The organism is Gemella parahaemolysans, from assembly GCF_053758945.1.
This window is the reverse complement of record NZ_JBSMTP010000012.1, coordinates 1-13,234: the sequence shown is the minus strand read 5'-3', so window position 1 is coordinate 13,234 and position 13,234 is coordinate 1. Positions and strand designations below refer to the sequence as shown.

Sequence of the window (13,234 nt, the reverse complement as noted above, 5' to 3'; positions counted from 1 at the left end):
TATCTGTAGTTGGTGTGAAATTTAATATAAAAATTTTACAAAATACAAAGAGAAAATGAGTAGTTAACTCATTTGGAGGATAGACAATGGAAAACAAATTTACATTTTTTGAGAAATTTATTATGATTTCTACAAAGGAAACTTTATTATTTTTAGTAGTGCTTTTTGGATTATTTTACTTTATGTATTATTTAGCTAAAAAGAGAGTTAGTTCTTCAAAAAGAACTTTATTATCTACAGCAATTGGTTTACTTTTAGGTATCGCTATTCAAGCATATTCAGGATTTAGCGATGAACCTATGAAAATCAAATATGTTGCTGAGACTACAACTTGGTATTCATTATTCGGTAATGGTTTTATTGATTTAATTAAAATGTTAATTGTACCATTAGTACTTGTTTCTATTATTAATGTTATCGTTAATATAAATGCAAATACTGATGTAAAAAAACTAACACGTTTAACTTTAATTATTACCTTAGGAATGGTAGCTATAAGTTCAATTGTTGGATTTGTAGTATCTGCTATCTTTAAACTTGGAAGTAGTTCTATTGTATTAGGGAATGGAGATAGCAAAATTAAAGAAGTAAAAAATGTTGTTACTATTATTCGAGAATTAATCCCTTCAAATCCTATAAAAGCAATGGTTGACTTCAATGTTATTGGTGTAGTTATCTTTGCAATGTTTATAGGTTTAGCAGCAAGATATATTCAAAATAAAGATGAAAATAAAGTAAAAACTTTTATAGATTATATAGCCAATTTACATGCTATAGTTTCTCGTATGACAGTTTTAGTAATTAGATTACTACCTTATGCAGTAATTCCATTATTAGCGAATACAATTGCTCAAAGAGGATTGAAATCAATTAAAGATGTATTATTATTTATTGCTCTACTATATGTAGCGGTAGTAATTCAATTCATTATTCAAGGATTATTCTTAGTCTTACATGGTGTCTCACCAGTTACATATTTCAAAAAAGCAAGTAAGCCATTAGTTTTAGCATTTACATCTCGTTCAAGTGCAGGTACCTTACCTTTAACTATTAGTACGCTAACTAAAGAAATGGGAGTAAATCAATCAACTGCTAACTTTGTTGCTTCATTTTCATCTACAGCGGGAATGCAAGGATGTGCGGGAATTTATCCAACGATGTTAGTAGTGTTCTTAGCTAATGCTAATGGAATTGCAATTGATGCAACATTATTCATTATGACTGTAATTGTAGTAACATTAGGTTCTGTAGGTATCGCTGGTGTTCCAGGTACAGCAATTACTGCTGCTTCAGTTTCAGTAAACGGAGTAGGTTTTGGGGCATTATTCAATCAAATTAACCCAATTTTAGCAGTAGATCCAATCTTAGATATGGGGCGTACATGCTTAAATGTTAGTGGTGGTATGACAAATTCTATAATGGTTGATAAACATTTAGGTTTATTTAGTAAAGATAAATTTAATGAGTTTAACAAAGTTACAGAATAGAAATATTAATCGTAGTACGAAAGTACTACGATTTTTTTATAGGTAAAAAAGTATAGAGTCTCATTCAAATTGGGTATGTTATTATTAGGGGCTGATAAAAAGGTCATAAATTAAAAAAGTATATATTATAACTTATAGATACAGTGGTTTATTGATATCTAAATTCGCTTTATAAAAGCTTTTTAGATATCTAGTAAACTTTTCGGGAACGCCCCGGCAAAATCACGTTTTTTGAGTCACTCCCAATTAATATTAAATGTATATTATTAGTTTTTTTTTCCCCAATATGATAATATAGTAAAGGTAAAAATTTAGTAATATATCAAAATTTTGGTCAAAGCATTATTTTGCAATTACGTTAAAATATATGGAGGTACTATGACTGAATTTTTAAAAGAATATGATGTTATTGTAATTGGAGGAGGCCATGCTGGAATTGAGGCTGCGCATGCCGCTAGCAGAAAAGGTGTAAAAACTTTAATGATTACAATTAATTTAGATACTATTGGTTTTATGCCGTGTAATCCAAGCGTAGGAGGACCAGCAAAAGGGATTGTTGTTCGTGAAGTAGATGCACTTGGTGGACTTATGGGACGTGTAGCAGATAAAACTAATATTCAAAGTAAAATGTTAAATACAGCTAAAGGGCCTGCGGTACGTGCGTTAAGAATGCAATCTGATAAAGTTGAGTATCAACTGGAAATGAAGAGGATATTAGAAGATACTCCAAATTTGGATATTGAGCAAGCGATGGTGCGTGAACTTATTATTGAAGATAATAAAGTAGTTGGACTAAGAACTATGCTTGGAACAGCATATAAAGCTAAAACAATTATTATTACTACGGGTACTTATTTACGTGGTGAAATAGTAATTGGAGATATTAAGTATTCTTCAGGACCTAACCATCAGATGCCATCAATTGACCTTGCAAAACAACTGGAAGAATTAGGTTTTGATTTAGTTAGGTTTAAAACTGGAACACCACCAAGAGTTAATGCTGATAGTGTAGATTTTTCAAAAACAGCAATTCAGCCTGGTGATGAGGAGGAGCATGCATTTAGTTATGAAACTACAGAGTTTGTAAAAGATCAAGTTCCTTGTTGGTTAACTTATACTAATACAAATACGCATGAAATTATTGACAAAAACTTAGGTCGTTCTGCAATGTATTCTGGAGTAATAAAGGGAACAGGGCCAAGATACTGCCCAAGTATTGAAGATAAATATGTTCGTTTTAATGATAAAGAAAGACACCAACTATTCTTAGAACCAGAAGGTAGAAATACTAAAGAAATTTATGTGCAAGGTTTATCAACTTCGTTACCTGATGATGTACAAAGAGACATGGTTCGAAGTATTGCAGGATTAGAAAATGCAGTTATTATGCGTAATGGTTATGCTATTGAGTATGATGCTGTAAATCCAACTACACTTTGGCCAACATTAGAGACAAAATTAATCGATGGATTATTTACAGCAGGTCAGATTAATGGTACAAGTGGTTATGAAGAAGCTGCAGGTCAAGGAATCATGGCAGGAATAAATGCTGCATGTAAAGTTCTAGGAGAAGAACCTATGATTCTTGGTCGAGATGAAGCATATATTGGAGTTCTTATTGACGACTTAGTAACAAAAGGAACAAACGAACCTTATAGACTTCTAACTTCAAGAGCGGAGCATAGATTACTTTTACGTCATGATAATGCAGATATGCGTTTAACGGAAAAAGCTTATAATTACGGCTTAGTAACTGAAGAAAGATACAATAAATTCTGTGAAAAACGTAAAATGGTAGCTGATGAAATTGAAAGACTTAAAACTTTCAGAATAACTCCAACAGCTGCGACTTTAGAAAAATTAGCAGAGTTAAATAGTGCGGAAATTCGCGATGGAATCTTAGCGATTGATATGTTAAGACGTCCAGAATTATCTCATGCGAATGTACTTTATTTAGCAAATGACGAAACAGTTTTACCTAAAGACGTAGTAGAACAAGTTGAAATAGAGGTTAAATATGAAGGGTATATTAAAAAATCTATTCAACAAGTTGAAAAACTAAAAAAAATGAATGAGATGAAAATACCTACAGATTTAAATTATGATGATGTACCAAGTTTAGCTTTAGAAGCAAGGGAAAAACTAAAAAAAGTTTTACCATTAACTATTGGACAAGCATCTCGTATATCAGGAGTTAACCCAGCGGATATTTCTATTCTATTAGTATACTTAGAACAAAGAAGAGGTATGAATAATGAATAAAGAGCAATTCTATAATGCTGTGAAAGAAAAAGTAGGTATAGAATTATCAGAACTTCAGAAAAAGCAATATAGTAAATACTATGATTTAGTTGTAGAATGGAATCAAAAAATCAATCTTACAGCTATTACTGAAGAAGATGAGTTTTATACCAAACATTTCTTTGATTCGATTTCTTTAGCATTTTATAAAGATTATTCAAATATTGAAAGTATTTGCGATGTGGGAAGCGGCGCAGGATTTCCGTCTATTCCATTGAAAATATTATACCCGAATTTAAAAGTTACTATTGTTGATTCTTTAAATAAACGTATTAAGTTTTTAAATTTAGTTAAAGATGAACTGGGACTTACTGATTGTAATTTTGTTCATGCAAGAGCAGAAGAGTTTGGGCAAAATAAAGAATACAGAGAAAGTTTTGAGATAGTTACTGCTAGAGCGGTAGCAAGATTAAATGTATTAGCTGAGCTTTGTTTACCATTAGTTAAGAAAGATGGTTACTTCTTAAGTCTAAAAGCTCAAAAAGCTGAAGAAGAAACTAAAGAAGCAATTAATGCAATAAAACTTTTAGGTGGAAAATTAGAGCAAGATCTTGAATTTGATATTGAAGGTGAAGAAAGGCATATATTAGAAATTCGTAAAACCAAAGAAACACCTAATAAATATCCAAGAAAAGTGGGTACACCGAATAAAAAACCGTTACTATAAGATATAAGAAGGAGAATTTTGAAGTATAAACTTCAAAATTCTCTTTTTGTATACACTTTAACATTATAAAAAAAGAAAAAAACAATAAATTTTCAAAAAATTCTTTACTTTTTTTTGATTTTATATTATTATATTTATTATATTAAAAACAAACAAGAAAAAGGAGGATGTATATGTCAAAAAAAGTAAAGGATTTTCTTAATATTATTTTAAACGGTACTGCCCTAGGTGTAGTTGCTGGATTAATTCCAAATGCGGTTTTAAGTACGTTATTTAAGTATTTAGGAACGTTATTTGCACCAAGTTTATTCACTACACTTTCACAAGCGATGTATTTATTACAATTTTCTATCCCAGTTTTAGTTGGAGTTATTGTAGGGCAAAGTTTAAAATTTAAACCCCTAGAATCAGCAGTATTAGGAGCAACTGTCTTAGCAGCAAGTGGTTCGTTGACATTCAATGCACAGACAAAAGCCTGGACAGGGGTTCCAATGGGAGATTTATTTAATGTTATATTAGTGACAATAATAGGTGCATTAGTAATAAATCTTGTAAAAGATAAATTTGGAGCTGTTACAATTATTTTCTTACCAATAGCTGGGGGATTAGTAGCTGCTTTAGGATTGGTTACATTACCATATACAAAGAGTTTAACAAAACTTTTAGCATCAGTAATTTTTGAATTTACAACATTACAACCAGTATTAATGTGTATATTAATAACAATGGCATTCTCATTCTTAATCGTAACACCTGTATCGACTGTTGCGATGGGATTGATTTTATTTACAAATGAGAACTATGTAGGTGCTGGGGCTGCTACATTAGGGCTAGTATCTGCAGCAGCAGTTTTAGCTATCGGTACATACAGAGCAAATAGTAAAGGTGCAAGTGTTGCTATTCTTCTAGGAGCAATTAAACTTATGATGCCTAACTGTGCACGTAAGCCACAATTACTTCTTACTATTTTAACAACAGCAGCAATTACAGGACTTTCAGGTTATTTCTTGAAAATTCTTGGAACACATGAAAGTGCAGGATTTGGTATTATAGGGTTAATTGGACCAACCAAATCATATGCGATGAACGGTGGGAACTTGCTTCCTATACTTTTAGCATTTTTTGTAATACCATTCACAGTTGCATTTTTGGCTGATAGAATTTATTCAGATGTTTTAAAATTATACAGCAAAGAAGCATATAAACCTGAAAACTTATAAGAGTTTAAAGATATTCGGACTATCTTCGAATATCTTTTTTTTATGCTAAAAATTTAGATAACGTTGACAAAGTAAAATTGTAATTATAAAATTAAAGTAGAAAATAAATTAAGGAGAATGATTATGAAAATATTATTTGCAGGAGCTGGGGCGCTAGGTTCAAGATTTGGTTATATGTTGTTTAAAAATAACGAGGATGTTACTTTTGTCGATACTTGGGAAGCTCATATTGAAAATATAAGAAATAAAGGATTAAAGGTCATTATTGATGATGTTGATTTAGGAAACTACTATATTCCTATTTATAAACCCGAGCAGATTTCAGGGAAGTATGATGTTATATTTGTAGCAACTAAATCAATGCAGTTAAGACCAATGTTAGAAAGTGTAAAGCATCTTTTACACGAAGATACTAAAATTATTTGTATTTTAAATGGTCTTGGGCATGTAGAAACATTAAAAGATTATGTAAAAGAAGAAAATATTTTAATAGGTGTTACGGTGTGGACTAGTGGTCTTGGTGGACCAGGAATACTGGAAGCCCATGGTACAGGAAAAATAGAATTAAAACAAGTTAAAGAGGTTAATCTAGAAAAAACATTAGCTTTAGTAGAAAGATTTAATGATGCTGGATTAAATATTAAGTATTCAGCTGATACTGATCAATCAATCTGGCATAAAGCTGGATTAAACTGTGTTCTAAATTCATATTGTACTTTAATTGATTGTAATATTAACCAATATGGAAGTTATGTTAAAAATTTAGAGTTAACGAGAGCGGTTTTGAATGAGGTAACAACTGTAGGAAGAGCAGAAGGTATTGATGTAAAACAAGAAGTTATTGAAAAAAATATAGAAAGTCTATTCTCACTAGAAACGGGAGGAGCACATTATCCTTCTCTTTATCAAGATATGAAAAATGGTCGCCTTACCGAGATTGATTATTTAAATGGAGCGATATCGAAATTAGGGAAAATCCATAATATTCCAACGCCTGTTTGTGACGCTATTACATTAATGATTCATGCTAAAGAATTCATTAATGGTAATAAGTAATAGTATCATAAAAGGGATGCTAAAAGGCTCTGACTGGAGAATTACCAATGTTTCACTTGTATTTTTTTATTAAAAAAGGTATAATAGTTCGTATGTTCAATTTGACTATTTTTAAATAGGAGGAAAAGATATGTCATTAGAAATTAATAATGAATTTGGTCATGTTTCTATAAGTGACGATGTTATCGCATCAGTAGCTGGTGGAGCAGCGGTTAGTTGCTACGGAATTATAGGAATGGCTAGTAAAAATCAAGTTAAAGATGGAATTACAGAAATTTTACGTAAAGAAAATTACGCAAAAGGAATTAAAGTAAAAAAAGATGAAGATAAACTTGTTATTGATTTATATATCATTGTTATGTATGGAACAAAAATTTCAGAAATAGCAAACAATGTACAATCTTCAGTTAAATATCAAATAGAAAAAATACTAGGTGTTAAAGTAGATGAAATTAACATTTACATTCAAGGCATCAAGGTAAATAAATAGGAGGAAAGATAGTGGAGAAAATAAACGGACTTGTTTTAGCTGAAATGATTGACTTAGGATCGAAAAATTTAGCTAAAAATGCAGAAAAAATAAACGCATTAAATGTTTTCCCTGTACCAGATGGTGACACAGGAACAAATATGAATCTTTCGATGTCATCAGGTGCAAAAGAAACAGCTGCAAATGTTGTTGAAAACATCGGTGAATTAGGTAAATCTTTTTCTAAAGGTTTATTAATGGGTGCACGTGGAAACTCTGGTGTTATCCTTTCTCAACTATTTAGAGGGATGTCTCAACACATCGCTGATAAAAAGGAAGTTAATGCAAAAGAATTTGCTGAAGCTATTCAAAATGGAGTAAGTATCGCGTATAAAGCGATAATTAAACCTGTAGAAGGAACAATCCTAACAGTTGCACGTGAAGCAGCAGAAGCTGGACTTAAAGAAGCAGAGAATACTACTTCTGTAGTAGAAGTAATGGAAGCTATATATGCTGAAGCCCAAGCGTCACTAAAAAGAACACCTGAATTATTACCAATCTTAAAAGAAGTTGGTGTAGTAGATTCAGGAGGTCAAGGTCTTGTTTGTGTATATCAAGGATTTGTTGCTGCGTTAAAAGGTGAGAAAATCGAAGGTCTAGAAGCAGTGGAAACTAATGTTGTTGACATGCAATTTGAAGACGATCATGATATGGATTTCATGAGCCCTGAAGATATAGTGTATGGATTCTGTACAGAATTCACTGTACGTCTTGATAAAGAGAAAAAAGAATTTAATGAAGATAAATTCCGTGAAGATATGAGTAAATTTGGTGATTCATTATTAGTTATTTCTGATAGTGAGTATGTAAAAATTCATGTTCATACAGAAACTCCAGGTGACGTGTTTAACTATGGACAACAATATGGAGAACTTATCAAAATTAAATCTGATAATATGAGAGAACAACACCGTGAAGTTCTTAGAAAACAAGAAACTAAACAAGCTACAACTTCAAAAGAACTTAAAGAACAAGCGATGATTTCTATTTCTATGGGAGCTGGATTAAGTAAAGTTCTAACTTCAATGGGAGTTGATTATATCGTAGAAGGTGGACAAACAATGAATCCATCTACTGAAGATATTATGAAAGCTATTAAAGAAGTTAACGCTAAGAATATCTTTATTTTCCCTAATAACAAAAACATCCAACTTGCAGCAAAGCAAGCTGCTGAGTTAGCTGAAGAAAATGTTTTTGTTGTTGAAAGTAAAACAGCACCTCAAGGATTAGCAGCAGTTATGGTATTTAATCCACAAGCATCTGCTGAAGAAAACTTTGCAAATATGCAAGAAGTATTATCTACGGTAAGTACTTTAGAAGTAACTCATGCTGTTCGTGATACTAATATTGAAGGTGTTGAAATTAAAAAAGACGAATTTATGGGGATTAGAGATGGTAAGATTGTAGTTTCTAATTTATCGCTAAATACAGTATTAGAAGAATTACTAGAAAAATCTCTTGATGAAGATTCTGAAATTGTTACTCTTTACCTTGGTGAAGAAAGTACAGAAGACTATACTGATTTCTTAGAACAATTAATCGAAGAAAAATATCCTGATGTAGAAGTAGAACTTATTGAATCAGGACAACCGGTATATCCATACATTATCGGAGTCGAATAATTAAATGTTAAATTAAAAAAGTAGCATTAGTCTAAAATAGATTAATGCTACTTTAAAGTTGATAGAGTAAAATAACAATATACTAATCATAAGACATTAAAGTAAAATAGATTATGATTGGAAAGGAGAAAACATGGTTGATATAATTATTGCATTATTATTAGCAGCAGGTGCGTACTTAGGATACAAACGTGGGTTAATCATGCAAATTTTTTATCTAGGAACAATTGTAATAGGGTATGTAGTATCAATGTTATTCAGTTCAAGATTAGCATATTTATTTACAAGTATGATACCAATTCCAATTGATGTTACAGATGGTTTAGAAGGAATATATAAAGGATTAAATATTCCAACTGCATATTATCGAATAGTTTCATTTATTGTATTATTTATTGTAATCCGATTAATAATACAAATTCTAGCACAAACATTAGGAGTTGTTAGAAAATTACCGTTAATAAAAATAACGGACAGATATTTAGGAGCTATTTTAGGATTTGTAGAAATTTATTTAATAGTTTTTGTAGTGTTATATCTAGTAACAGTATTGCCTACACCAGATTGGAAGATAGCGATATTTAAGGATTCAGTTTTACCAGACTACATAATACAAAACACGCCAGTGTTATCAAAACAGTTTATTAGTTTATTCTTTAATAAATAATTGAAAAATTCGGAGTATGAAAAGTGCTTCGAATTTTTTGTATATTTAAACCAGATTATGATTTTAATCGAAAGAAATTGTTTAATGCTTGTATTTAGTGTATAATAGTTGGTGTTATAAAAAGATAAAGTATGTAGATATAGATAGAAGGAGTGAGATTAGATTGAATAAAATTACTCAAAAGAAACTTAATTTAGACTTAGTTTTAAAAGATGTAGAGAAATATTGTTTTTCAGAGTTATCTTATGAAAAAATAAAAAATTTAGAATATATAACAAATTACGAGAAATTAGTAGAAGTTCATAAAGAAAATGAAGAGGGATATGATTTATTAAGAAAGTATCCAAATGAATTCAAATTGAAAATATTTGATTATAATGCTAGTGTTAAGAAAGCAAAAATTGATAGTGTACTTTCAGAAAAGGAACTCTTCTATATATTAAGAAATATTATAACTTATGATAGATTTTCTAGAAGATTTGAGAATATTAAATTACAAGAACATTTTAATTATCCAAGTTTAACAAAATATGTTGTTAAACTAGATGATTTTAGTGATCTAGAGAGATATCTAGATAGAATTATAGATGAAGATGGATATATAAGACCGGATGCTTCATTAGAACTGAAGAATATTAAGATAAATATTGCTAAGTTAAAAAACAAAGGTGATCAAATTTTAAAAAATATCTTGCGTTCAAATGTTAAAAAATTAACTGAAGCGATTGTTACAAAAAGAAATGATCGCGATGTTATTTTAGTAAAACCAGAATATAAAAATGATTTTGGTGGAATTATCCATGATGAAAGTGCATCAGGTAATACTTTTTATGTTGAACCAAAAGAAAATGTAGAGATTAATAATGAAATTGGCATACTAAGACGTAAAGAGAAAGAAGAAATTCTTAGAATTTTAAAAGAAGCTTCAGAAGTTATTAAAGAAAAAGCAGATGAGCTTATAAATTCACTTTGGAATTTTTCACAAATCGAATTTATTTTTTCAAAAATGAATTTTTGCGCTAGAAATGGTTTTAATAAACAAAACATAGTAAATTCACAAGAACTTAATCTAAAGAAAGCATATAATCCTTTAATTGATAAAGATGTAGTTGTGAAAAATGATGTTATTCTAGACAATAAAGGAAATTCACTAATAATAACTGGTCCTAATACTGGTGGTAAGACTGTAATTTTAAAAACAGTTGGATTATGTGTGTACTTATCACATTTAGGGTTTTATATTCCAGCATTAGAGGAATCAACAGTCGGATTTTTTGAAGATGTGTTTGTTGATGTAGGAGATGAGCAATCTATTGAGAATAACTTATCTACTTTTTCTTCACATATGACTAATATAATTGATATATTAAATAAAACAAATGATAAGAGTATTATTTTATTAGATGAATTATGTTCAGGAACTGATCCAAGTGAAGGGGCTGTGCTGTCAATTGCGTTATTAGAAAAATTCAAAAATCTAAATGCGACTATGTTGTGTACAACGCACTATCCAGAAATTAAAAACTATTGCTTTGAATCAGAGTATTATAAAAACTCATCAATGGAATTTGATTTTGAAAAATTAAAACCGACTTATAGATTCATTATAGGCTTACCAGGGAAATCTAATGCGATAAATATTTCTGCTAAATTAGGTTTGGAGCAATCTATTATAGAAGAAGCGAGTTCATTATTAGAAGTTAATACAAAAGAGAATAATCTTTTCATTGATAAGCTTTCTGAAAGTATTAGAGAATATGATTATAAATTAGAATATATAAATAAATCTTTAGATGAAATTGAGGAAGTTAAAGAAACTCTTGAATCTAATCTACAGAAATATGAAGAGTATAAAGAAAGTCTGTATAATGATTTAAGTATAGAATTAAATAAAGAAATAGAAGAGAAAAAAGAAGAGATGCTCGAAATTTATAGAGGATTTAAAGGTAATACTTCTTTAAGACAACATGAACTTAATGAATTACTTCATTCTATGGATAAGAGTAAGAATAAAGTAAAATTACAAAGAAAATTAGAAAGCGAACCTAAGTTTAATAATAGTGAAATACAGGTTGGTGATGATGTTCTTGTTTTAAGTTATAATCAAAGAGCTACTGTATTAGAAATTTCAGGAAATACCTTACAAATTAAAATGGGAGCTATGAAACTAAATATTAAGAAAAAAGAAGTTAGAAAAATCGATAGCGAACCAGAAGTTGCTAAGAGATATGTAAGCACGAGTAATGTAAGTAGTAAAAAAGTAGGTATTGATATCAACGTAATAGGATTAAATACAGAAGAAGCCATAAGAGAGATTGAAAATTATATGGATAAAGTAATACTGCAAGGTTATGACACATTTACTATTATTCATGGTTTAGGTTCAGGTATACTTCGTAAAAATATCGGTGAATATCTTAAAAATAATAGATATGTAGCTAGCTATAGGACTGGAGGTCAAAACGAAGGTGGAATGGGAGCTACCGTAGTCGAAATGAAATAGAAAGGTTAAGTTGGATTAAATTCCAACTTAACCTTATTTTTTATATATCCAATATCTTAATGTAGTTCTAGATTCTTCTATTACTTCGTTTTCTAAGATACCGCCACATGATTCAATAGTGCATTTTGAGGCAATGTTCTTTTTATCACAAGTAATTAGAATTTTCTCTAGACCAAGTGAGAACAAAAATTCAGAAGTATAGATTAACATTTTCTTACCGTAACCTTTTCTTCGCTCTGATTTTCTAACACTATAACCTATATGACCTCCAAAGTTTAAAAGATAATCATTAAGTTCATGTCTACCATTAATAACACCGACAATCTTATCATTATCCAGTGCAAAGAAAGTATGAGCAGTAACAAAACCAGGAGTTACTGTTTCCTTATACTTAGTATTTTCTGTAAATTGTACCCATTCTTCAATAGAAAGATTAGTCATATTTGCAGCTCCATGAATTGTTTCATTATTTGAAGTAAATTCATTTTTGTAATCTTCTATTAGTTGAAGTGGTACTTCAATAGGTTCTTTAAAAATAATCATAAATAGTCCTCCTTACATTATTTATTTCTATAATATATCAATAGAATTTGAATGTAAATAGTAAATAGAGAGAAAAAATGAAATAAAAATGAAAAAGTATGAAAATAATATTGACAAGGAATAAAGATGATGATAAAATAATAAAAGTCTTCTCAAGAAGAAGACGAACAATCAAACATTTCAAAATATTAAATGTTAAGAAATTATAAAAAAGCTCTTGACAAAATATAAAAGAAATGATAAACTTATAAAAGTCTTGAAGAAAGACGAAGTCGATTGTTTCAACGAAGTAAACGGTTAAAAAGTTTTAAAAAATATAAAAAAACTTCTTGACAAACATTCGAAGAAATGATAAAATAGTAAAAGTCTTCTGAAAGAAGATGAAAAACATTTTTAAAAAAGTTTTAAAAAAGACTTGACAAAGGAATTTAAAAATGTTAAAATATAAAAGTTGTTAATCACAACGATTTGAACATTGAAAACTAAACGAATTAAGTCAACGTTAATTCCAAAAAAAAGGACAGTTTTAAAAAGAAACTATAAAACTTTTTAATGAGCTAATCAAGCTAACAAATTTATTTGGAGAGTTTGATCCTGGCTCAGGACGAACGCTGGCGGCGTGCCTAATACATGCAAGTC

At 29.7% G+C, this 13,234-nt stretch carries 10 protein-coding genes and 1 rRNA gene; 10 read left to right on the top strand and 1 reads right to left on the bottom strand.

Annotated features, from left to right (window positions below; all coding sequences use genetic code 11):
• The first annotated feature begins 86 nt into the window (after positions 1 to 86).
• The 9 genes from ACWOBP_RS07005 (at position 87) to ACWOBP_RS06965 (ending at position 12,052) form a co-directional block, all read left to right on the top strand.
• Complete coding sequence (locus tag ACWOBP_RS07005) at positions 87 to 1,487, top strand: cation:dicarboxylate symporter family transporter (protein ID WP_455338076.1); 1,401 nt, start codon at positions 87 to 89, stop codon at positions 1,485 to 1,487.
• 378 nt (positions 1,488 to 1,865) lie between these two features.
• Positions 1,866 to 3,749 carry a tRNA uridine-5-carboxymethylaminomethyl(34) synthesis enzyme MnmG gene (gene mnmG, locus ACWOBP_RS07000; protein ID WP_448904909.1) on the top strand — a complete coding sequence of 628 codons (1,884 nt, stop codon included), beginning with the start codon at positions 1,866 to 1,868 and terminating at the stop codon, positions 3,747 to 3,749.
• Positions 3,742 to 4,455, top strand: a complete 714-nt coding sequence (gene rsmG / locus ACWOBP_RS06995; RefSeq protein ID WP_455338075.1) for a 16S rRNA (guanine(527)-N(7))-methyltransferase RsmG — start codon at positions 3,742 to 3,744, stop codon at positions 4,453 to 4,455. Before mnmG ends, rsmG begins: the two co-directional genes overlap by 8 nt.
• A 173-nt stretch (positions 4,456 to 4,628) precedes the next feature.
• The gene (locus ACWOBP_RS06990; RefSeq protein WP_455338074.1) at positions 4,629 to 5,675 is read left to right on the top strand and encodes a PTS transporter subunit IIC; all 1,047 of its coding nucleotides are present in this window, start codon (positions 4,629 to 4,631) and stop codon (positions 5,673 to 5,675) included.
• 123 nt (positions 5,676 to 5,798) lie between these two features.
• Positions 5,799 to 6,731, top strand: coding sequence for a ketopantoate reductase family protein (locus tag ACWOBP_RS06985; RefSeq protein ID WP_455338073.1), 933 nt, complete (start codon positions 5,799 to 5,801; stop codon positions 6,729 to 6,731).
• 130 nt (positions 6,732 to 6,861) lie between these two features.
• A complete protein-coding gene (locus ACWOBP_RS06980) occupies positions 6,862 to 7,221 on the top strand; it encodes an Asp23/Gls24 family envelope stress response protein (RefSeq protein WP_455338072.1) in 360 nt (119 codons plus the stop codon).
• Between the two features lie 11 nt (positions 7,222 to 7,232).
• The gene (locus ACWOBP_RS06975; protein WP_455338071.1) at positions 7,233 to 8,882 is read left to right on the top strand and encodes a DAK2 domain-containing protein; all 1,650 of its coding nucleotides are present in this window, start codon (positions 7,233 to 7,235) and stop codon (positions 8,880 to 8,882) included.
• A 133-nt stretch (positions 8,883 to 9,015) separates the two neighbouring features.
• Complete coding sequence (locus tag ACWOBP_RS06970) at positions 9,016 to 9,549, top strand: CvpA family protein (RefSeq protein WP_455338070.1); 534 nt, start codon at positions 9,016 to 9,018, stop codon at positions 9,547 to 9,549.
• 163 nt (positions 9,550 to 9,712) lie between these two features.
• Complete coding sequence (locus ACWOBP_RS06965; protein ID WP_455338069.1) at positions 9,713 to 12,052, top strand: endonuclease MutS2; 2,340 nt, start codon at positions 9,713 to 9,715, stop codon at positions 12,050 to 12,052.
• 33 nt (positions 12,053 to 12,085) lie between these two features.
• On the opposite strand, the gene ACWOBP_RS06960 is transcribed toward ACWOBP_RS06965, so the two are convergent.
• Positions 12,086 to 12,595: a GNAT family N-acetyltransferase gene (locus ACWOBP_RS06960; protein ID WP_455338068.1), complete on the bottom strand. Its 510-nt coding sequence runs from the start codon at positions 12,593 to 12,595 to the stop codon at positions 12,086 to 12,088.
• A gap of 576 nt (positions 12,596 to 13,171) precedes the next feature.
• Between ACWOBP_RS06960 and ACWOBP_RS06955 the strand changes: the two genes are divergently transcribed.
• A 16S ribosomal RNA gene (locus ACWOBP_RS06955) occupies positions 13,172 to 13,234 on the top strand; the annotation flags it as partial.

Coding starts and splice junctions, on each gene's coding strand:
- ACWOBP_RS07005 (WP_455338076.1), top strand. CDS start 87: ATGGAAAACAAATTTACATTTTTTGAGAAATTTATTATGATTTCTACA.
- mnmG (WP_448904909.1), top strand. CDS start 1,866: ATGACTGAATTTTTAAAAGAATATGATGTTATTGTAATTGGAGGAGGC.
- rsmG (WP_455338075.1), top strand. CDS start 3,742: ATGAATAAAGAGCAATTCTATAATGCTGTGAAAGAAAAAGTAGGTATA.
- ACWOBP_RS06990 (WP_455338074.1), top strand. CDS start 4,629: ATGTCAAAAAAAGTAAAGGATTTTCTTAATATTATTTTAAACGGTACT.
- ACWOBP_RS06985 (WP_455338073.1), top strand. CDS start 5,799: ATGAAAATATTATTTGCAGGAGCTGGGGCGCTAGGTTCAAGATTTGGT.
- ACWOBP_RS06980 (WP_455338072.1), top strand. CDS start 6,862: ATGTCATTAGAAATTAATAATGAATTTGGTCATGTTTCTATAAGTGAC.
- ACWOBP_RS06970 (WP_455338070.1), top strand. CDS start 9,016: ATGGTTGATATAATTATTGCATTATTATTAGCAGCAGGTGCGTACTTA.
- ACWOBP_RS06960 (WP_455338068.1), bottom strand. CDS start 12,595: ATGATTATTTTTAAAGAACCTATTGAAGTACCACTTCAACTAATAGAA.